This is a genomic window from Nitratifractor sp. (genome assembly GCF_015487065.1).
Lineage (GTDB): Bacteria > Campylobacterota > Campylobacteria > Campylobacterales > Sulfurovaceae > Nitratifractor.
Genome location: NZ_WFQN01000107.1, coordinates 1 through 19,555 on the forward strand (window position 1 = coordinate 1; position 19,555 = coordinate 19,555).

Genomic DNA, 19,555 nt, shown 5'->3' on the forward strand with positions numbered 1-19,555 from the left:
TGAAGGACCTCCGGCAGCTCTGTCTGGAGGTTGAAATAGCGAAATCGAAGAGAAGGGACGGTGTAGTCTTCATCTGCCAGGACCGTAAAGCGCTGGACGAACTCGCTGCGATATTTTCCTTCCCCCAGCCAGCGGGTCATCACCTGCGGTTTGGAAGGATAGACAATCGCGCCGGGGATCTTCAGATCAAAAGGAGGGATATAGCGGGCATTGCCGATGCCGGTGATATGCAGTTGCAGATGGACGGGGCGGTTGGCCAGGGTGCGGTCGGCATCGCTGACGAATCGCATCCGGTAGTCTCCCACCACTTTGAGCGCTTCCGGCACCTCCCGTACCGTGATCTTCGACGGTTTCGTCCGATAGGTATGGGTGATGTAACGGTAGTTGGTTTTGTCCTGATAGGCCAGTTCGATCTTCTGGGGCGGGATCGTGAGGGTGCCCAGCTCCGTAGGTGTCAGCAGGTAACGGAAGCTCTGCACCACCTCCCCACTCTTTTTCTCCGGCGCGCTGACGTTGAGCTCCTCCACCTCGAAGGCCTTGAGCCCGGCAGGTTTGAACTGTACGCTGTCCACCTTCATCGTTTGCGGATAGCGAAGGGTGAAGCGGGCCAAAACCGGCTCGCCCAGCCAGGCCCTGTTTTGTAAAAGCTTCAACGAAAACGTGGCTCCCTCATCGGCATAGGATAATGTGGCGACAAAGAGAAAAAGTACAAAAAGTATTCCTCTTCTCATTCCCAATAGACCTTTGTATTGTTCAAACAATCCACTCCTCACTTTCCACATTCCCTTTCCACATTTTTCAAAAACAAGCGTTGCAAAGCAACGCAAACCTAAACCATTCACCATTCATCATTCACTATTCACTATTCATCATTCCTCGGGATAGCAATCTCCCGCCAAAACTCTTCACTCTTCACTCTTCATTCTTCACTTTTTTTCGGCTCTGTCATCGGCACCAACAGACTCTTGAGAGTTTTTTCCTGCAACTGCCGTCGATAGCGCACCTCTTCCAGACCGAAAGGATGCTCTTTGCCTTTCACGACAGTGCGGTTCTCTTCCCGATTCCGGCGGCTTGCCTCTTTGCCGAGACCTCGTTTGCCGGTGGAGCGTGCCTGGTTGTTCCGTTTCAGCAGAGTCTCGCTGTAACGGGCCTCTTTGAGTGTATCGTTACCTTCGAAGTCGCTCAGGAACTCGATACTCCCTTCATAGAATCCCCGGCGGACCCCCAGAGGCAGACGCTCCAGTTTGCAGACCTTTTTCTGTGCCTTTTGCCTGAGCTTCAACAGCGACGCTTCCAGCTCCATCTGCCGGACTCTGGCTTCGGCCTTTTTCAGATTGTAGCGCAGATCGGGATCTTGGGGGGCGAATTTGAGGGCGGCCCGGTAGAAACGCAGTGCCTTCTGCCAATTCCCCTTGACTGCATAACAGTTCCCCATATTGTAGAGTTTCCGTCCCTGCAAAGTAGGAGCCTCCACCGTCCGGTAGAGGGCCAGTGCCTCGTCGAATCGTCCCATACGATAGTAGAGATTGGCCATATTGTAGCGCTCAGCGGCACTCTTTCGCGGCAGTTTCCGATAGGCTTTCAGCGCCTGAAGATAGTGGCCCTTCTGCTGCAGAACCTGGGCTTGATGAAGTCGGTACTCATCGAGCACTCCTGCCTGGAGCAAAAGCCCCCCAAGCAGAAATAACCCCAAAATCAAAATGAATTTCTTCCATACGGAACCATTTGAAGACCGGGTGTCATTCCGAGCATGCCCCGGAATCCAGGGCCCAGAATGCCTAAAAAACCGTGGATCCTGAATCGAGTTCAGGATGACGGAACTATCATCTTCCTCAGCAGGATGAATCAGAACAAAATTACTAGTTACTAGTTCCTCGTTACTAGTTAAAAAACGTTTTTCACTCTTTTTCCCCCCTCTTTCATGGCAAATGGAAAGTGACGTCAGTCCCTCGCGCTTTCTTTTTCTTTGCTTCGTTTCCTTTTTCTTTGTCGCGAAACAAAGAAAAAGAAATGAAGGGGCGTCGAACAAACATTTGGCCAAGTATACCCATCCACAATGCCTCATTCCCGACTCCCCATTCCCAATTTCCATTTCCAAGGTACCATAAAGATCACCAATGCCAACAGCAAGGGAATCCAATAGAGATTCTCTTCCCCGCTGGCGGCAAGCCCCGTCGCCTTCCTCTCCCCCAGAGCCTCCTCCACCTTCCGGGCGATCTCCTTCAAATCACCGTCGTCATTTCGGGCGACGAAAAAACGGCCGCCGCTCTGGCGAACCGTTTCGGCGAAACGGGGATCGAGACGAGTCACCACCACATCCCCGCGTTGGTCTCGGAGCAGCCCCTTTCCGTCAGGGATCGTCACCCCCTTTTCCGTCGCCGCGGCGTATCCAAAGAGCGTCAGATTCGCCTCCGAAGCCTGCCTCGCCAAGGCATAGGGGTCCTTGATCCCCTCCCCGTCACTGAAGATCAGCAAAACCCGGCTTCGGTTCCCCTCTCCCAGTTGGGAGGCTGCCTTCACCAGGGCGTTCCAGTCGCTCCCTTTCCGCTCGATACTTTCCAGACCGATACCGTCAAGAAGCCGCCTGAGGGCTTCATAATCCCCGGTAGGGGGAGCCAACAGCCAGGCGCGGCGGGTAAAGAGCAACACCCCAACCCTGGTTCGATGCAGCTCCGACAGAAGCCCTTTGGCTTTGTGGAGAGCGAAGCGGAAACGGTCGGGATAGAGGTCCTTCGCCTTCATGGAGCGGGAGGCATCCAGGGCGAGGAGCAGATCACCGCCTGAATGGGGTGTTTGCCGCAAGCCCCTCTCGATGCCGGGGCCGTAAAGGGCCAACAGACTCAGAAGCAGTGCCCCGCCTACAGGAAGTATGCCCCGTCGTTGGCGGATTTTCAGCCCAAGCAGCAGGACCAGGAGCCCCACCGCCAGCCCCAGAGGAATACGGTAATAAGAGCGTCGCTCGGTGCTGCGATACGTCGCGATAGAACTCTTCTCCAGTCGATCGATCCGGGCATAGATCGAGGCCAGCCCTTTGGGATCGGAAGCGTCGAAGAAGGTACCGCCGGTCTCCGTCGCGATGCGCTTCAGGACCCGACGGCGGAAGTCATCCCCCACGCCGATCGTATAGACTCGGATTCCCGCCTCTCTCACCCGGCGGATCGCCGTCTCCAGGGGGACGGAACCCACGGTGTCAATGCCGTCGGTGAGCAGAATCATCACCCGGTTGTTTTTCGGCTCTTTTTCAAAAAGATCCGCTCCGGCAAAAAGCGCTTCATAGAGCGCCGTATCCCGTCCGCCGGCCACGCCGGGATGCAGATGCTTCAGGATCGTCTGCAGGCCGCTTTTGTCGTAGCTCATGGGCGCGGCAAGGCGGGCCCGGTCGCCGAAAACCTCCAGGGCCATCCGATCGTAGGGCCGATGGAGGATGAAATCCGAAAGCACCCGTTTGGCCGTCTCGAATCGGTCCCCCTCCCGCATGCTGTAGCTGGCATCGAGCAGGAGTGCCACGGAATAGCCTTTGGCATTGTGCAGCGTTCTTACCTTCTCGGTCACCGGATTGGCCAGGGCTGTCACCATCAAAATCACGATCCACCAGCGGATCCATCGCTCCCGGCTCCCCAGGCCTCCGGCGGCCCGGCGCAGAAACTGAACATTGGAGAGCCGCAGCGTCGGAAGGGCCGGAAAGCAGCGCCGCTCGCACCACCAGTAAAGCGGCAGAAGCGCAAAGACCCAGAGATGGGCGAAATGGATCATCCCTCTCTCCTGCTGAAATCGATGAGCTTTTTGATCGCATCCTCGTGGGTGTAGATCTTCTCCCAGGCGATACGGTGCCGCCGGAAGTTCTCCGCCAACTCCGCATCGTGTCGACGCACCAGCTCCCGGTAGCGGCGGCTCGTTCCCCGGTCGATCACCCAGGGCTCACGTCGGCCGCTTCGGGCATCTTCCACCGAAAACTCTCCGACAGGCAGCGCCTCATCCAGGGGGTCTCTGAGTACCAGACACCTCAGCTCATGGCGGGAGGCCAAGGCGGCCAGCTCCGGCCGATCCATAAAATCTCCGATCAGAAAAATCAGCGATCGGCGCTTGAGCCGGCTCTGAAGCGCCTGAGTCAGGGCCGTGTAGTCCACCTGCCTCCCCAACGGATCGAGCCCTATCGCGGTTTCAAAATTGTGATCCACTTCGAGGCGGCGCAACGCAGGAGGATGCCAGGCCTGCAAGGTCTCGTCGAAAAAGAGCGCTCCGACCGGGTTCTCACCCTCGATGGCGGCGAAGCTGAGGGCCGTGATGATCTCCACCGCCTGATCCTTCTTGCTGCGGGGACTGCCCACCGCCAGGCCGCCGCTGTTGAGATAGACCGCCACCACCTGAATCTGACGGCTTTCGTTGAAGAGGTTCACCATCGGCTGGCGGCTGCGGGCCATGCTCTTCCAATTGAGATGGCGGATGTCGTCGTCCAGGGTATAGGGGCGCAGTTCCCGAAAATCGAGTCCTTCGCCGGCAAAAGGGCTGGGCTGCTGCCCCCGACGCCACAGCAACAGCTGCCGCCGGGTTCGCAGCAGAATCTCCTGCAGTCGCTTTTTCATCAGGGAGCGGGAATCGTCTCCAGGATTTTCCGAATCACTTTGTCGGCATCCAGGTCCGCCGCCACGGCATGATAGTTCAGCAAAATCCTGTGCCGAAGGACCGGATAGGCCATGGCCGCCACATCGGCGGGAGTGACAAAGTCGCGCCCCTGAAGCCAGGCATGGGCTCGGGAAGCCTTGTAGAGATCGATGCTGCCCCTCGGGCTGGCACCATAGTCGATGAAATCTTTCAGATCCTCCAGGCCGTAAGTCCCGGGATCCCTGGTCGCCGTGACGATGGAGAGGATATAGTGTTTGATCTCTTCGTCCAGGTGGATCGCCTTGAGTTGCTCCCTCTGTCGGGCGAAACTCTCCCCGTCCAGAACCTGCCGCACTCTCTCGAAAGCCCCGTCGGCGGCCCGCTCCATAATCGTCAGCTCCTCATCGAAGTCGTTATACCCCACCCGTACCTTCATCATGAAGCGGTCCAGCGAGGCTTCGGGAAGCTCGTAGGTCCCCTCCTGCTCCACAGGGTTGGCCGTGGCCAGGACCATGAAAGGCTCGGGCAGCGGGAAGCTCTCCTCCCCGATGGTCACCTGCCGTTCCGCCATCGCCTCCAGCAGTGCCGACTGGACCTTGGGCCCCGCCCGGTTGATCTCATCAGCCAGAAGCAGGTGGGTGAAAATGGGGCCGTGCTTGATCCGGAACTCGTTGGCTTTCAGATCCAGGATCTCGTTGCCGATGATATCACCGGGGAGTAGATCGGGGGTGAACTGCACCCGCTTGAAATCGAAGCCCAGACTCCGGGCCAGAGTATTGACCGCCGTCGTCTTGGCCACGCCCGGCACCCCTTCGACCAACACATGGCCACCGCTGAAAAGCGCGATAATCATACTGTCGATCAGCTCTTCGTGGCCGACGACAACCTTTTTGACCTCTTCTTTGACGCTACAGATCATTTCAATCACCTAATTTTTATAGTTAATAAAATATTATACCAAAAGCACTCTCTTTGCGAGAGAGTCAGCGAAAAGGTAGGATGAAGACAATTTCATATAATGGAGGATTTTCAGGACATTCAATCCGGGGGAGAGTCTCGGGAGTCATACCCCTAATCGAGGGGGAGATTACCCCTTTTCAAAAAAGCCGGGCACTTCATCTTCTCCCACCGCTTTACTGAAGTAGTATCCCTGATAGTTGTCGCAGCCGATCGCTTTCAAAAAAGTGATCGCCTCTTGCGATTCCACACCTTCGGCGGTGACGCTGAATCCGAAAATCTTGGCCAACTCGACAATTTTGCGGACGATTTCATTGTTTTTCTCTTCGAAGATATTGATCACGAAACTCCGATCAATCTTCAGTTCATCGGCAGGAAGCATCTTGAGATAGTTGAAAGAGGAGTAGCCTGTTCCGAAATCGTCGATAGAGAACAATACCCCGATCTTTCGGAACTTTTCAATAGTTTCTATGGCACTTCGGCTGTCCTTGATTAGTGCATCTTCGACAATTTCGAACATAATCTGAGGCGCGTATTTTCCGGCAACCCTAGCGTAGATCTCATTCATAAAGGCACTGTTATTGAACTGTTCCGTGGGAAGATTGATCGAGACCCGCGGCGCGATCTGACGTCTCTCCCATCGCTGTAACGCCTCCAAAGCACGCTCGATGACATATTCGGTAAAGAGATAGAGTAGCCGATTACCATAGGCGTAGCGCAGAAATTTTTCCGGTTCCATCAATCCAAAGGAAGAGGAGTCCCAGACCGTCAGCGCTTCCAGTCCCACAACTTCACCGTTTTTCAGAGAGACCTTGGGCTGATAACGGACGATGAATTCTCGGTTTTTGAGCCCTTTGTCAATCTCGGAACGCATCAGCAAAAACTTCTTGGACTCCCGATCCAATTGCTCGTTGTAGAAGGTGAAACGGTTTTTGCCGCTCTTTTTGCTGTGATACATGGCCAAGTCCGCCTGCTCGACCACCTGCTCGGGAGTACTCTGCCCGGTAGGGAAAAGATTGATCCCGATGGAGTAGCTGATAGGAATTTCCACCCCCTCTTCCCGATAGGGATCGGTATATTGATTCACCAGCTTCTCCGCCAAAAGAGCGGCATTGTGCGTCGCGATCTCCCGATCCTCCCCCAAATCTACCAGAACCAACGCGAATTCGTCTCCGGAGATCCGTGCTTTGACATCCCGTTCTCTCGCCACCTCCTTGAGGCGTCGAGCCACTTCGATGATCACCTTGTCTCCGACCGCATGCCCGTAAGAGTCATTGATCTGTTTGAAATTGTCCAGGTCGATGAAGAAAAAAGCGTTGTAGAATTTCTCTTTCTCGGACAACACCCAGATCAACTCCAGTTCCTCTTTGAGCTTCATACGATTGAAAAGATCCGTCAACGGGTCGTGATGGGCCCGATATTGACTCTCGGCATAGGCCTTTTTCAGATCACTGATATCGAAAAAGTGGGAAACGTAATTGCTAATTTTCCCTTGGGAGTCACGGATTGCGGTAATCGAGAGAATTTCCGGATAGACGGTTCCGTCTTTGCGACGGTTGTAGATCTCCCCCTTCCAGTATCCCTGCTCTTTAATCGCTTCCCACATTTGCCGATAGAACGATGCATCATGACGCCCCGATTTCATGATCGAAGGGCTCTTTCCGAGGACCTCTTTCTCCTTGTATCCGGTAATCTCTTCGAAGGCTTTATTGACTTTCAGTATCTCTCCGTATTGATTGGTAATAAGAATCGCTTCCTGCGCCTCGAAGGCTGTGCTGTAAAGGCGAAGCTCTTTTTTCATCTTTTCGATATTCTCTTCTTCCCGCAGGCGTTCCAAAGCGAGTTCGGCCGCTTCGATCATCCGCAGAACCGTCATCGTCAGCATTTCACTGAAATACTCCCCGCGTTTCACAAAGAGATAGAGCAGATAGAAACGGTTCTCCGTCTCTTTGATGGGGAAAAGACCCAACGCTCCGACACCGGCATAGAGTTCATTGTCGGGGATATGAAGCGGGAGAATACGATGGTGTTTGTTCTGACGGATCTCTTTGATCGCCTGGCGTAGCTCTGCCGGCTTCTCCTCCAAACGCCTCACGGGGATGTTTTCACTAACGATAACCTGTCCCCCGGGCTGCTCCTCGAGATAGAGAAAGCTAAAGACCTCCAGATGCGACAAGGCCTGAATCAGACTATGAAACAGAGCACTGCGGGTATGGATCTGTTGGGCGTTTTCGGAAAAGTCCCCATAGACCGAAGCGAGTTTTTTCTCGAAAGCGATGCGACGGATCCGTTCCAGTATTTTGTCGAAAACTTTTCCGGTTTTTTGCAGATAGAACGCCAGAAGGAAAACAAGTATTCCCAGGAAAAGCACCCCTTCGAAAAGTGTCTGCCTGATACGTTCCAGATAGGTCATCCGCTCCTCGTTGATACTTGCCAGCACCCGATTTTCGAAACGGTAGAGCCGATCGATAAATGCCGTCGCCATCTTCCACCATCGGCGCTTGAGAGAGGGATCGTTCTGTACCGCATCCGCTATCTTTCGACGCATCGCTTCATAGTCTCGCTGCATGGCAAAAGGTACAACTTGACGGAAAAGTACCTTCATCCGTTTCGAAAGCGTCAAACGGACGGTCTCCCAGCTTGCCTGAAGGCGGTTTTCATTGAGTTGAAGTTGCCGTTCCACCTTGAGGTTTTTCCCGCTCGGACCGTGCAGCGACATCAAAAGCGCCCGTTCCCGCCCCTCCAGTTCGATCAGATCAAGAAGAGTTTTAAACAGCAGCAAATTCCCCAGATAGGCTCGATCTCCCAATGTATCTACAATCGGATCGATGGAGCGGATTAGCGTCTGACTGATTTGACTGTATTGCCCAAAAATCTCCAAAGGATCGTTTGAGTGTTTCGCACTCTCTTTACGCAAAAGTTCCAGACGATCCAGATTTTTCAAAAGGCGATCCACCGCTTCGATCTTTGCAATATTTTCCCGTTGCAAAACCTGTAAATAGGCTTCCCTCGCCTGATCGGTCCGACCATATTGCAAAGCGGCTTCACCGCAGAACTGGGGAGCACGGGCACAAGCCAATGTCAATCCCCGCTCTTTTTGTACCGCCTGGATCAACCGGGCATCACGAGCGAGATAGTCCACCGCATACTGGACCCCCTTCAGGTCATGATAGGTACGATAATTCTGATAAAGGTATTCTCCGGCAAAATAGAGCATTCCCAGTACGATAATGAGAAATGCGATCAGAAGTTGTTCTTTGAATTTGCGTACCAAACGGGAAATTGCCATCAGCCTCTTTTGCCTTTTTGACCCAAATTTTGCAGTAGAAAGTACACCGGATGCGTCGCTGCAGATGATGTGCCGGTTTCACGACGATAGGTCGAATATAAAGTGCCATTTTATCCGAAATTGTTTATTGATTCCTGTCCGATACGATAAAGAATAAAATCATATTTGATCGGATCGGCCGCATCAAACTGTTTAAGCGCTTTCGTCAGCTCCAGGGCCGCCCGCATATCGTAGCTTTTGCGTTTCAGCAGCCCCAGACGCAGAGAGACGGCATGGGTATGGGTATCGAGAGGAATGATCAGATCCCCCGGATCGATCCCCTCCCAGAGCCCCAGATCCAGGGCATCCCGGCGGACCATCCAGCGGAAGTACATCATGTAGCGTTTGAAGGGGGCACAGCGGTCGGGGTCTTCGGGAACCCTTCCCACGAGAAAATCGTATCCCCGGCTCTGAAGGGAATAAGCCTCCCGGATCGCCCGGATCAAGGCCCAGAGCCCGTCACGGATCTCTCGACGTTCTTTATAGGCTTCCCGCACGATCTCCCCCAGGCTTTGTTCTTTGCCCAATCTCCGTAGAGCAATGAAGAGTGCCGCGATATCTTCGGAAGTCTGAAAACGGTATTTCAAGCCCTGAAGCTCCCGCGCAATACGCTCCTCGGAAACTTCCAGCAGAGAAAAATCGAGACGATCCAAAAAGGCGACGATCTGTTTGGCGCTGCCGTAGCCGAAAAGCGCACAGATCAACGCGATCCGTTCGTCACGATAGCGGGAGGCCACCAGCAGAGGATCGGGACGCTGATAACTCAGCTCCGACGGATCGTTGCGCCGGGCCGCCTCCCGGTCCAGAAGGATTTTGAGTGCTCTTTTGTCCATAAAGGGGATTATACTCGGATTGCTACCCACGTCGCACACGAATGGCTCGGGATGATGGTATCGTTTCGAAAACAATGAAGAAAAAGGAGTCAAAATGACCGAAAGCCTGAAACAGACGGAAGTCTCCGTCAACAGCTTCATCAAAGCATTGGACAAGACCGGGAAAAAAATCGAAAAGATCGAAGAGCAGCTCAAAAAGACACGCGGTGAGCTGGAGGAACTGGAGAACCGCGTACTGGATCTCTCGAGCAAAATGAGAGAGACCGAGCGGCAGATCCACGAAAAACTCGCCAAGATCAAGCGTACCAACAAAAAGCTTCTCCAAGCCGAAACCGAGCGTCAGATCGAAACCCTGGACCGGGATCTACGCCAACTCAACAAAGCGGTGGCCAAACTGGACAAAAAGTACGCTCAGCTCAAAGAGGAGTATGACAAGCTGATCCGCAAGGAGGAGAAGCTCCTGGACAAGGAGATGAAACTGGAAGAGGAGAAAGCCAGGCTTTATCACGAGCGGGAACTCCTGATGCAGCGAGCCGAACAGATCATGGGACGTCTCGGCAACCGGATCAACCGTATCCGGGCGCTCTGAGAATCCAAATAGCTATAGAGATCGAAGGGGCTTCCCGATGTGCCGGATAAAGATCGTTCCCTATTTTCCCCAATCTCCCGAGTGGATGGAAATACTCAGAGAGCAGCTGGCGGAGCTCTTTGCCCTCCCGGTAGAAATCGGGGAGCCCAGAGAACTGCCGATCGAGAGTGAAAATCCCCAAAGAGGCCAAGTTCTTGCGTCCGCAGCGATGGTGGATCTTTGCCGTGTGGAACGTACACCCGGGGATATCCTCCTGGGAATCACCGACAGGGATCTCTATGAAGAAGGTCTCAACTTCGTCTTCGGCCTGGCCACTCCGGTCCACCGATGCGCCCTGGTAGCCACCCCGAGGCTCCACAACGCTTTCTACGGCCTGCCCGAAAATCGGAAACTCTTTCTCCGGCGGCTTCTGACTGAAGCGGTCCACGAGATCGGCCACACCCTGGGACTGGAACACTGCCCCGACCCCCACTGTGTGATGCACTTCTCCAACACCCTGGCCGACACCGACCGCAAGGGGTACCGATTCTGCCCTCGCTGCCGCGCCAGGGTCGAAGAGGCATTGGCCTCTTGTTAATAACATATGGGGAGAGGCTGATTTTTTACTTGTACCTTAAGTAGTCCCTTTTTTATGGACGGTTTTCAACCCGCGTAATTTTCAGCCTCCATCACGATTTCGTTGGCTCAAGTTTGTAATAGAGCAATCGGTTCCCCCCCGAGGCACAACAATTGGGATCGTCCGCTTTAAAGACAGGAAAACGGCGTACCAGTCTATCCCCGACGATGAAAAATTCATCCTTTCCCCGATACCCTTGAAGCAACCGAGAATATTCATCCAATTCCCGATACTGGATAGGGACCGAATCACCTCCGGATGTTACGGCATAGGCTCCCACACTTTCAAGGGCATTCATAAATTTTTCAGATCAACCCGGATTTCGGAAAAATAAGAGAGGAGGGATGAGAACAAATCTTAGAGCAGATCATCCAGCTTCTCCTGAAGCTTCTCCATATTTTTCAGGGCGATTTTGCGGCGGCCTGCTTCGATGATCCCCTCGCTTTTGAGCTGTTTGATATGCCGGTCGACCACATGGCGGACGGTGCCGATGAGTTTGGCGATCTCGGCATGGGAGAGGTTCTCCAGCATATTCTGTCCGGTGTGCCGACTCTTCTCCATATTCTGGACGATGAGTTTGATGAGGCGTTCTTTGGTATCTAGGAGCGTCAGGTCGGCCGCCAGTTCCTCCACGTGGCGCAGCTGCCCCGCCACATATTTCAGGACGATCTCCCCAAAGACAGGATAGTCGTACATCCACTCCCGTACCTTGCCGATGGGCACTTTCAACGCTTCGCCTGCCTCCAGGATCTCACTCATCACCTCGTGGGGTTTACCATCGAGCAGCGTCACCGTGTCGAACATATCTCCCCGTCCCAGGAGATAGAGGGTCTGTTCTTTGCCGTTGTTGAGATTCATCTCGAAGACTTTCACCTTTCCGCTGAGAAAAATGAAAAAGTGTTCCAGGGTCTCATCCACATCGAAAAGGATATCGTTCTTCTCAAAGGAGATGATCTTTCCTACCGCTTCGATCTCCCGGCGCAGCTGTTCACTAATGGTATTGAAACTCTCCAGTTGAAATCGCACCGGGTCTCCTTTATTAATCATCTATCAGCCCATATTATGACAAAAGAAGATTACAAAATGTCATCAATTGCCGTCTCGGGGCGAGCGACGACGGCCTTTTCTCCCCGGATCACGATAGGGCGCTCGATGAGTCTGGGGTGCTCGGCCATCGCTTCGATGAGTTTTGCATCATCGTTCACATTCTTGAGCCCCAGCTCCCGGTAGATCGCCTCTTTGGTACGCATCAACTCCCTCGGACTCATCCCCAGCTTTTTCAGTACCGTTTTGATCTCCTCTACGGTGGGAGCTTCGTCCAGATAGCGGTAAACCTCGTACTCCACCCCTTTTTCGTCCAGATACTTGATCCCGTTGCGGGATTTGCTGCAGCGGGGATTGTGCCAGACAACTATTCGTTCACTCATCGATACTCCTTATCACTTTGTTATTGGGCCCTCTGAAAAATTTTATGGAGAGGTTTCACTCGATGGCGACAAAGGAGCGCTTAACCCGTGAAACGGGCGCTCCTTCGCGGCTTTGCTTCGCTCCGACCGCTACGGTTCCGAAGCGTCGAAGGACAAGCAGTTGTCCTTCGCTACCGCTTCTCATGTTCGCGACTGCCAGAGCTATCGAGTGAAACCGGTTGCCTTTCAGAGCACTCTATTCGGATTGATTGGCGGGCGAGATTCAGAAAAGCCCCGCACTCTCGGGCTCTTCGATCCGCTCACACGCTTCGTTCAGTCTCTTATCAAGCGCTTCGGCGCAGCTTTCACAGAGATAACGGTACTCCTGCATATCATAATAAAGGGTCTCTTTTTCAGTAAACTCCCGATAACACTCTGCACAGTAGCGGCTGACATTCTGCAGGATCCTCGGGGTCGCCTCCTGACGGACGAAACATTGACTGTTCATCGACTCAACTCCTCGATCATTTTTTTTGCCGGCTCCAGCTCCGGATCCAGCTCCAACGCCCTGCGATACTCCGCCAGCGCCTCCTCCCGACGCCCCAGGTCATAGAGAGTGTTGGCATAGTTGTAATGGTGGGGCGCATAATCCGGGTCGAGACGGATCGCCTCCCGGTGATGTTCGAGGGCTTCCTCCTCTTCCCCCAGCTTGTGCAGAGCGTTGGCCAGGGAGCCGTGGGCCAGATCATCTGTCGGATCCTGAGCCAGCAGGGTCTCGTAAATTTCCCTGGCATCGGTATAGTCGTTCATGTTCATATAGACGACCCCCAACCGTCGAAGAATCTCCGGATTCTTTTCATCCAGGATCAATGCGCTCTGCAGAGCCTTTTTCGCCTCCAGGTTGTCCCCTTTTTCCAGGGATTCGTCGGCGATTTCCAGGAGCTCCTCCAGGCGACTCTGAGAGGGTTTCTCCCGGGCGAAAGTCTTGTCGGGGCGATTGATCCCCCCGAGGCGATCATCAGGAACTTTCGCCTCGTAATCCACCCCGCGGCGGGGATAGTTTCCGGAAAAGAGCTGCCGGAAAAAGAGGTAGAAAATCACACCGGCGGCAATGAGAAGTATCAGTTGGAAAAGGGTCACGATTCAGCCTTCCGATCAATTTCGCGTATGGTATGATAACTGCACTTAATCTACCATACTTTTCGAAAGAGGAGCACTTTTATGCCGAAGATCGATGAGGAGAAGGAGCAGCTGCGCAAGCGCCTGAGTCCCCTGGAGTTTCATGTCTGCTGCGAACAGGGAACCGAACCCCCCTTCGCCAACGCCTACTGGGACAACAAACGCCCCGGGATCTATCGCTGCAAATGCTGCCACGCCCCGCTCTTCTCCAGTCAGGACAAATTCGACTCGGGAACCGGATGGCCCAGCTTCACCCGGCCGATCACGCGGGAGGCGGTCACCGCCCACCGGGACGACTCCCACGGGATGATTCGCACCGAAGTGCGCTGCGCCGGGTGCGGCTGCCATCTGGGACATCTCTTCCCTGACGGACCGGCGCCGACAGGGGAACGGTACTGCATTAACAGTGCCTCGCTTGATTTTGAGCCCTCAGAGCCCGAAAAGGCGTTATAATCCCGATAACACAAGAAAGAAAGGAAGCAAGATGACACTCAAAGAACGAATCAAAAACGATCTCAAAGAGGCGATGCGGGCCAAAAACACCGCACTGCGGGATACCCTGCGCAATCTTAGCGCCGCCATCAAACAGATCGAAGTGGACGAACGGCGTGAGCTCAGTGACGCCGACGTCGAAGGGGTGCTGATGAAATATCTCAAACAGCGCGAAGATGCCATCGCCCAGTTCAAAGAGGCGGGACGCGACGATCTGGTGGCTAAAGACCAGGCCGAGGTCGAAGTGGTCAAAAAGTATCTCCCCGAACCGATGGAAGATCACGAACTCGAAGCGACCCTCAAAACGATCATCGAAGAGGTCGGAGCCCAAAGTATGAAAGAGATGGGCAAGGTCATGGGCAAAGCCAAAGCGGTCATCGGCAGCCGGGCCGACGGAAACCGGATCAGCCAGATGGTCAAAAAACTGCTGGGGTAGTGGGTTTTTCAACCCTGCGTCAGGGCTTTTAAGTTTCACAAAAGAGAGACGTTGATACTATAAAGACCACCAAAAAATCATCATCGCAAGGAGAAAAGATGAAAAGAACATTGAGCATTGTCGCAGCGGCGGCACTGATGAGCGGTATCGCCATGGCCAAGGACGTCGTCGTCGGCGTCGTCCTCCCTCTGACCGGACCCATCGCAGCCTTCGGTCAGACCAGCAAGGGCGGCCTGGATATCGCCTATGAGCAGAACCACAAGCTCAAAAACGGCGACAATGTCAAACTGGTCGTCCTCGATGACCGGGGCGACAAGGTCGAAGCGGCCACCGCCGTCAAGCGTCTGCTGAACAAGAACAACGCCACCGTGATCCTCGGTGAGGTCGCCTCCGGTAACTCCATGGCGATGGCTCCCGTCGCCGAAAAGGCCAAAACCCCTATGATCACCCATGCTTCCACCAATCCCCGGGTCACCAAAGGCAAGAAATACGTCACCCGTGCCTGTTTCATCGACCCCTTCCAGGGAGCCGTCATGGCCAAGTATGCTCTGGATAACGGCATGAAAAATGCCGTTGTCGTCACCGACGCCAAGCAGGACTACTCCGTAGGGCTTTCCAAAGCCTTCAAAAAGGCCTTCACCGCCGGTGGCGGCAAGATCCTCAAGACCGTCCTGATCAACTCCGGAGACAAGGATTTCAACGCCCAGGTCTCCACGATCAAAGCGGCCCATCCTGACATCATCGCTTTCACCGGCTACTATCCCGAAGCGGCTCTGATGGTCAAGCAGGCGAGGGCCATGGGTGTCAACACTCCCTTCATCGGTGCCGACGGCGTCGGATTCCCCGAGCTGGTCAAGATCGGCGGCAAAGCGGCCGAGGGCTTCATGTATACCGACCACTTCAACGAAGCGGCGGCCACCTCTCCCGAAGCCAAAGCCTATGTGGAAGCTTTCCACAAGAAATACAACAAGCCTGCCGACTCCATGGGCGCTCTGGCGGCTGATGCCTACGGCATGATCCTCAATGCCATGAACCAGTGTATCGACGAGGGCAAAGCTCCCACCGACAAAGAGTGCGTCAACGACAAGCTCCGCCACACCAAAGGGTACAAAGGTATCACCGGTGTGATCAACATCAACGAAAACGGTGACGCCGTCAAGTCTGCTGTCATCAATCAGGTCAAAGACGGCAAGTTCGTCTACAAGACCACCGTCAATCCCTAATCGTTACATTCATTTGGACAGAGTCTGGAAGCCTTTCGCTTCCGGAACTGTCCGTTCTGTCAAAGCTCTGCCGGCAGAGTTTTGGCGGGAGCAAATTACCGCACCGACTATATACCTCAAACATTGAGAGAACGAGACGAGGTAAGATGTGCGTAAAGAAATCTGAAGGACTACCCGTAGGTAATTCGATGATTTATTTGCGTGCAGATTGCCTCGTATCGTTCTCCCCGAAGGGTGCGGCACTTTCGTTCATAGGCTGTGTTGGATTTTCTTGAATTCGCTTAGGCGAGTCCTGCAAAAATCCGTCTTGCCTATGAACGAAATTGCCACATCAATGTTTGAGGTATATAGTCGGTGCGGTAATAGAACAGATTTTCGCAAGCTCGGCGCGTGACAGGTGACCGGAGCTTCTCCGGTTCGATCCAGAGTCGATCCCGTTCTGAAGAGAGATCATACCTCTTCTCCTCCCTGAGCGGGTATCTACGTTTCAAAAGAGGGTCTTGATGGATTTTGCCACCTTTTTGCAACAGTTGGTCAACGGAGCGAGTCTGGGAAGTATGTATGCCCTGATCGCCATCGGTTATACCATGGTCTACGGCGTTCTTCGCCTGATCAACTTCGCCCACGGCGATATCATGATGGTGGGAGCCTTTCTCACCTATATGGCGACAGCAGCGGGGCTGCCCTTCTCTCTGGCGGTACTTATCGGTATCCTCGGCTCGGTGATCGTCGGAGTCCTGACCGACAAGATCGCCTACAAACCGCTGAGGAACGCTCCCAAAATCTCCCTGCTCATCACGGCGATCGGTATCAGCTTCTTTCTGGAGAACCTTTTCAACGTGATCTTCGGCGGTGTTCCCAAAGCCTTCAGCGCTCCCGACTATCTCACCAAGGTCCTGCACCTGGGAGAGATCTATCTGCCGGTGACGGTCATTATCATCCCCGTTGTAACCGTGCTGATCCTGGCCGGTGTACTCTGGGTCCTCTACCGGACCAAATACGGCATGGCCATCCGGGCCCTGGCCTTCGACATTCCCACCGTCAAACTGATGGGAGTTGATGCGGACCGGATTATCTCCATTGTTTTTGCCCTGGGCTCCGCTCTGGCGGCGGTCGGGGGGGTCTTCTACGCCGTGAGCTACCCCTCCATCGACCCCCTCATGGGCGTCATCGTGGGGCTCAAGGCCTTCGCTGCGGCGGTTCTGGGAGGAATCGGCTCGGTCACCGGCGCGGTGATCGGAGGGTTCATCCTGGGCTTCACCGAAATTTTCGTCGTGGCCCTCTTCCCCGAACTGGGCGGCTACAAAGACGCTTTCGCCTTCTTCTTCCTCATTCTGGTCCTGCTCTTTAGACCCACCGGAATCATGGGTGAAGATCTCGAACGAAGCCGATTCTAGGAGAAGAGTATGAAAAATGCCATCATCAAACTGCTGCTGATTCTCCTGACTCTCGGGGTCATCGCCTGGGCCCATCAGACCCTCGACTCCTACACCCTGAGTATCCTCAACAATATCGGGATCTTCGCCATTCTGGCGCTCAGCTACAACCTGATCAACGGGGTCACCGGACAGTTCTCCTTGGAACCCAACGGCTTCGTCGCCATCGGGGCCTATATGACCGCCCTTTTCCTGATCCCCGCGGCCGACAAGATCGACATGTACGCCCTCGTCGATCCCGCCCCCATCATCCTGCAGATGAAGGCGAACTTCCTTCCGGCCGTGCTCGCCGGAGGGATCGCGGCGACCCTGGTGGCCCTGCTCCTGAGCTTTCCGGTCTTCCGGGTCCGGGGGGACTATCTGGCGATCGTCACCCTGGGCTTCGGTTTCATCATCCGGATCTTCGCCCTCAACGAGCCCGCCTACACCAACGGCGCCATGGGGCTCAACGACATCCCCGGAATTGCCAACTTCATGTGGATCGGCTCCTTCGCCCTCGTCACCCTCATCGTGATGCTCCATATCGTCTACTCCAAATTCGGCCGGGCGATGAAAGCGGTCCGGGATGACGAAGATGCCGCCACCGCCATGGGGATCAACACTTTCCGGATCAAGACCACCGCTTTCATGACCAGCGCCTTTTTCGAAGGGATCGGCGGCGGCCTGCTCGCTTCGTTCCTGACGACCATCACGCCGGACCAGTTCAGCTTCCTGCTGACCTTCCAGCTTCTGATCATCATCGTGCTGGGTGGCCTGGGCAGTATGACCGGCTCTCTGGTGGCGACGATTCTGGTCATGGGAAGCATGGAGTGGCTGCGCTTCCTGGATGACGATATGGTGATCTTCGGCATGCATACGGGTGCCCATCCCGGAATGCGGATGGTGGTCTTCGCCATTTTGCTGATCGTCATGATGCTCTTCGCCCGTCGGGGCCTCTTCGGCGATCGGGAGCTGCCCGATATTTTTCGGAAAAAATTCGGCAAAAAGGATGAGGCATGAGTGAAGCGCTGCTGGAAGTCCGCAACGTCACGATGAAATTCGGAGGCGTCACCGCCATCGACGACCTCTCTTTCAAAGTCCCCGGCGGGAGCACCTACGGCCTCATCGGCCCCAACGGAGCGGGCAAGACCACGATCTTCAACATCATCACCGGCAATTACTTTCCCACCGAGGGGAGCATCCTCTTCGACGGGGAGGATATCACCGGAACCAAACCCGACAAAGTCGTCGCCAAAGGGATCGCCCGGACCTTTCAGAACATCCGCCTCTTCAAAAGCATGAGTGTCCTGCAGAATGTCCTGATCGGCTTTCACGACCAGATCCCCTACACCTATTTTGAAGCGATTCTCCGCCTGCCGCGTTACCACGCCCATGAAAAGCGTGTCCGGGTCGAGGCGATGGGGATTCTGGAGGAGTTCGGCATTGCCCGCTATGCCGAGGAGGATGCCACCTCGCTCAGCTACGGCAACCAGCGAAAAGTCGAGATCGCCCGTGCCCTGGCCACCAAGCCCAAACTTCTGCTGCTGGACGAGCCGGCGGCGGGCATGAACCCCAAAGAGACCGAAGAGCTCTCCGAGATCATCCACAAGATTAAAAAGGACTACGATCTGACGATTCTGCTAATCGAACATGACATGAAATTTGTCAACGCCATGTGCGATCAGGTGACGGTCCTGGATTACGGAGAGAAGATTTTTGAAGGCAAACCCGCCGATGCCATCGTCGATCCCAAGGTCGTCGCAGCCTACTTAGGAGATTTCACCCATGCTTGACGTCAAGAACCTACAGGTCTACTATGGAGTCATCGCCGCGGTCCGGGGGATCGACATGCATATCGATCCCAACACCATCGTCACGCTGATCGGCTCCAACGGCGCCGGCAAGACCTCCACCCTCAACGCCATCGTCAACGCGGTCAAAAAGAAGGGACAGGTGATCTTCGACGGGAGAGACATCAGCCGCCATCCCACCCACCGGATCGTCAAGGAGGGGCTCTCCCTGGTCCCCGAAGGGCGACGGGTCTTCATCAACCTAACGGTGGACGAAAACCTGAGGATGGGGGCCTTCAACAACGACGAAAATTTCGAGCGTCTGCGGGGAGAGATGTATGAACTATTTCCCCGTCTCGCCGGGAAGAAGCAGCAGCTTGCCGGCACCCTCTCCGGCGGCGAGCAGCAGATGCTGGCCATCGCCCGGGCCCTCATGAGCGAACCGAAGATGCTGATGCTCGACGAGCCGAGCCTGGGATTGGCCCCCAAGATCGTCGGCGAGGTTTTCGAGATCATCACTGAACTCAAAAAACGCATTACGATCCTGCTGATCGAGCAAAACGCCTTCGCCGCACTGAAAATCGCCGACTACGGCTACGTGCTGGAGAACGGCTCCATCACTCTCGAGGACAAAGCCTCCGCCCTGCTGGGCAACGACGACGTCCGCAAAAAGTATCTCGGCGGCTGAG

At 54.7% G+C, this 19,555-nt stretch carries 21 protein-coding genes; 9 read left to right on the forward strand and 12 right to left on the reverse strand.

What is annotated here, in order from left to right:
- From F8I07_RS05515 to F8I07_RS05545, 7 genes are all read right to left on the reverse strand, one after another.
- On the reverse strand, positions 1–731 hold a 731-nt coding region (locus F8I07_RS05515; protein ID WP_292656785.1), incomplete at its 3' end, for a BatD family protein.
- A 188-nt stretch (positions 732–919) separates the two neighbouring features.
- On the reverse strand, positions 920–1,666 hold the full coding sequence (locus F8I07_RS05520; protein ID WP_292656787.1) for a tetratricopeptide repeat protein: 747 nt from the start codon (positions 1,664–1,666) through the stop codon (positions 920–922).
- Positions 1,667–2,061: 395 nt separating this feature from the next.
- Positions 2,062–3,753, reverse strand: coding sequence for a VWA domain-containing protein (locus F8I07_RS05525; RefSeq protein WP_292656789.1), 1,692 nt, complete (start codon positions 3,751–3,753; stop codon positions 2,062–2,064).
- The gene (locus F8I07_RS05530; protein ID WP_292656792.1) at positions 3,750–4,583 is read right to left on the reverse strand and encodes a DUF58 domain-containing protein; all 834 of its coding nucleotides are present in this window, start codon (positions 4,581–4,583) and stop codon (positions 3,750–3,752) included. Before F8I07_RS05530 ends, F8I07_RS05525 begins: the two co-directional genes overlap by 4 nt.
- Positions 4,583–5,521, reverse strand: a complete 939-nt coding sequence (locus F8I07_RS05535; protein ID WP_292656794.1) for a MoxR family ATPase — start codon at positions 5,519–5,521, stop codon at positions 4,583–4,585. The genes F8I07_RS05530 and F8I07_RS05535 overlap by 1 nt, the downstream gene beginning before the upstream one ends.
- A gap of 168 nt (positions 5,522–5,689) precedes the next feature.
- The gene (locus F8I07_RS05540; protein ID WP_292656796.1) at positions 5,690–8,848 is read right to left on the reverse strand and encodes an EAL domain-containing protein; all 3,159 of its coding nucleotides are present in this window, start codon (positions 8,846–8,848) and stop codon (positions 5,690–5,692) included.
- A 110-nt stretch (positions 8,849–8,958) separates the two neighbouring features.
- A complete protein-coding gene (locus tag F8I07_RS05545; RefSeq protein WP_292656799.1) occupies positions 8,959–9,720 on the reverse strand; it encodes a TIGR02757 family protein in 762 nt (253 codons plus the stop codon).
- A gap of 94 nt (positions 9,721–9,814) precedes the next feature.
- Between F8I07_RS05545 and F8I07_RS05550 the strand changes: the two genes are divergently transcribed.
- Together F8I07_RS05550 and F8I07_RS05555 are read left to right on the forward strand one after the other, a co-directional pair.
- Positions 9,815–10,309 carry a hypothetical protein gene (locus F8I07_RS05550; RefSeq protein WP_292656802.1) on the forward strand — a complete coding sequence of 165 codons (495 nt, stop codon included), beginning with the start codon at positions 9,815–9,817 and terminating at the stop codon, positions 10,307–10,309.
- Positions 10,310–10,346: 37 nt separating this feature from the next.
- Positions 10,347–10,886 (forward strand): archaemetzincin family Zn-dependent metalloprotease, encoded by a 540-nt coding sequence (locus F8I07_RS05555; RefSeq protein WP_292656804.1) that lies wholly within the window; start codon positions 10,347–10,349, stop codon positions 10,884–10,886.
- 396 nt (positions 10,887–11,282) lie between these two features.
- Here F8I07_RS05555 and F8I07_RS05560 read toward each other — a convergent pair whose 3' ends face one another.
- The 5 genes from F8I07_RS05560 to F8I07_RS05580 form a co-directional block, all read right to left on the reverse strand.
- A complete protein-coding gene (locus F8I07_RS05560; RefSeq protein ID WP_292656807.1) occupies positions 11,283–11,951 on the reverse strand; it encodes a Crp/Fnr family transcriptional regulator in 669 nt (222 codons plus the stop codon).
- A gap of 50 nt (positions 11,952–12,001) precedes the next feature.
- Positions 12,002–12,352 carry an arsenate reductase (glutaredoxin) gene (gene arsC, locus F8I07_RS05565; RefSeq protein WP_292656809.1) on the reverse strand — a complete coding sequence of 117 codons (351 nt, stop codon included), beginning with the start codon at positions 12,350–12,352 and terminating at the stop codon, positions 12,002–12,004.
- Positions 12,353–12,407: 55 nt separating this feature from the next.
- Positions 12,408–12,536 carry a hypothetical protein gene (locus tag F8I07_RS05570; RefSeq protein ID WP_292656811.1) on the reverse strand — a complete coding sequence of 43 codons (129 nt, stop codon included), beginning with the start codon at positions 12,534–12,536 and terminating at the stop codon, positions 12,408–12,410.
- A gap of 78 nt (positions 12,537–12,614) precedes the next feature.
- Positions 12,615–12,839, reverse strand: coding sequence for a hypothetical protein (locus tag F8I07_RS05575; protein ID WP_292656814.1), 225 nt, complete (start codon positions 12,837–12,839; stop codon positions 12,615–12,617).
- Positions 12,836–13,471 (reverse strand): tetratricopeptide repeat protein, encoded by a 636-nt coding sequence (locus F8I07_RS05580; RefSeq protein WP_292656817.1) that lies wholly within the window; start codon positions 13,469–13,471, stop codon positions 12,836–12,838. The genes F8I07_RS05575 and F8I07_RS05580 overlap by 4 nt, the downstream gene beginning before the upstream one ends.
- An 81-nt stretch (positions 13,472–13,552) precedes the next feature.
- Here F8I07_RS05580 and msrB point away from each other — a divergent pair, with 81 nt between their 5' ends.
- From msrB to F8I07_RS05615, 7 genes are all read left to right on the forward strand, one after another.
- Positions 13,553–13,963 (forward strand): peptide-methionine (R)-S-oxide reductase MsrB, encoded by a 411-nt coding sequence (gene msrB / locus F8I07_RS05585; protein WP_292656821.1) that lies wholly within the window; start codon positions 13,553–13,555, stop codon positions 13,961–13,963.
- A gap of 31 nt (positions 13,964–13,994) precedes the next feature.
- Positions 13,995–14,438, forward strand: a complete 444-nt coding sequence (locus F8I07_RS05590) for a GatB/YqeY domain-containing protein (protein WP_292656824.1) — start codon at positions 13,995–13,997, stop codon at positions 14,436–14,438.
- A gap of 98 nt (positions 14,439–14,536) precedes the next feature.
- Positions 14,537–15,661 (forward strand): ABC transporter substrate-binding protein, encoded by a 1,125-nt coding sequence (locus F8I07_RS05595; RefSeq protein ID WP_292656825.1) that lies wholly within the window; start codon positions 14,537–14,539, stop codon positions 15,659–15,661.
- Between the two features lie 503 nt (positions 15,662–16,164).
- Complete coding sequence (locus tag F8I07_RS05600; protein WP_292656828.1) at positions 16,165–17,058, forward strand: branched-chain amino acid ABC transporter permease; 894 nt, start codon at positions 16,165–16,167, stop codon at positions 17,056–17,058.
- A 9-nt stretch (positions 17,059–17,067) separates the two neighbouring features.
- Entirely contained in the window at positions 17,068–18,096 is a 1,029-nt protein-coding gene (locus F8I07_RS05605) for a branched-chain amino acid ABC transporter permease (RefSeq protein ID WP_292656831.1), read from the forward strand.
- Complete coding sequence (locus F8I07_RS05610; RefSeq protein WP_292656834.1) at positions 18,093–18,869, forward strand: ABC transporter ATP-binding protein; 777 nt, start codon at positions 18,093–18,095, stop codon at positions 18,867–18,869. The genes F8I07_RS05605 and F8I07_RS05610 overlap by 4 nt, the downstream gene beginning before the upstream one ends.
- Positions 18,862–19,554: an ABC transporter ATP-binding protein gene (locus tag F8I07_RS05615; RefSeq protein ID WP_292656837.1), complete on the forward strand. Its 693-nt coding sequence runs from the start codon at positions 18,862–18,864 to the stop codon at positions 19,552–19,554. The genes F8I07_RS05610 and F8I07_RS05615 overlap by 8 nt, the downstream gene beginning before the upstream one ends.
- The last annotated feature ends 1 nt before the right edge of the window (position 19,555 follow it).

Coding starts and splice junctions, on each gene's coding strand:
- F8I07_RS05575 (WP_292656814.1), bottom strand. CDS start 12,839: ATGAACAGTCAATGTTTCGTCCGTCAGGAGGCGACCCCGAGGATCCTG.
- F8I07_RS05550 (WP_292656802.1), top strand. CDS start 9,815: ATGACCGAAAGCCTGAAACAGACGGAAGTCTCCGTCAACAGCTTCATC.
- F8I07_RS05530 (WP_292656792.1), bottom strand. CDS start 4,583: ATGAAAAAGCGACTGCAGGAGATTCTGCTGCGAACCCGGCGGCAGCTG.
- F8I07_RS05615 (WP_292656837.1), top strand. CDS start 18,862: ATGCTTGACGTCAAGAACCTACAGGTCTACTATGGAGTCATCGCCGCG.
- F8I07_RS05590 (WP_292656824.1), top strand. CDS start 13,995: ATGACACTCAAAGAACGAATCAAAAACGATCTCAAAGAGGCGATGCGG.
- F8I07_RS05570 (WP_292656811.1), bottom strand. CDS start 12,536: ATGAGAAGCGGTAGCGAAGGACAACTGCTTGTCCTTCGACGCTTCGGA.
- F8I07_RS05605 (WP_292656831.1), top strand. CDS start 17,068: ATGAAAAATGCCATCATCAAACTGCTGCTGATTCTCCTGACTCTCGGG.
- F8I07_RS05555 (WP_292656804.1), top strand. CDS start 10,347: ATGTGCCGGATAAAGATCGTTCCCTATTTTCCCCAATCTCCCGAGTGG.
- msrB (WP_292656821.1), top strand. CDS start 13,553: ATGCCGAAGATCGATGAGGAGAAGGAGCAGCTGCGCAAGCGCCTGAGT.
- F8I07_RS05540 (WP_292656796.1), bottom strand. CDS start 8,848: ATGGCAATTTCCCGTTTGGTACGCAAATTCAAAGAACAACTTCTGATC.
- F8I07_RS05545 (WP_292656799.1), bottom strand. CDS start 9,720: ATGGACAAAAGAGCACTCAAAATCCTTCTGGACCGGGAGGCGGCCCGG.
- F8I07_RS05595 (WP_292656825.1), top strand. CDS start 14,537: ATGAAAAGAACATTGAGCATTGTCGCAGCGGCGGCACTGATGAGCGGT.
- F8I07_RS05600 (WP_292656828.1), top strand. CDS start 16,165: ATGGATTTTGCCACCTTTTTGCAACAGTTGGTCAACGGAGCGAGTCTG.
- F8I07_RS05535 (WP_292656794.1), bottom strand. CDS start 5,521: ATGATCTGTAGCGTCAAAGAAGAGGTCAAAAAGGTTGTCGTCGGCCAC.
- F8I07_RS05610 (WP_292656834.1), top strand. CDS start 18,093: ATGAGTGAAGCGCTGCTGGAAGTCCGCAACGTCACGATGAAATTCGGA.
- F8I07_RS05525 (WP_292656789.1), bottom strand. CDS start 3,753: ATGATCCATTTCGCCCATCTCTGGGTCTTTGCGCTTCTGCCGCTTTAC.
- arsC (WP_292656809.1), bottom strand. CDS start 12,352: ATGAGTGAACGAATAGTTGTCTGGCACAATCCCCGCTGCAGCAAATCC.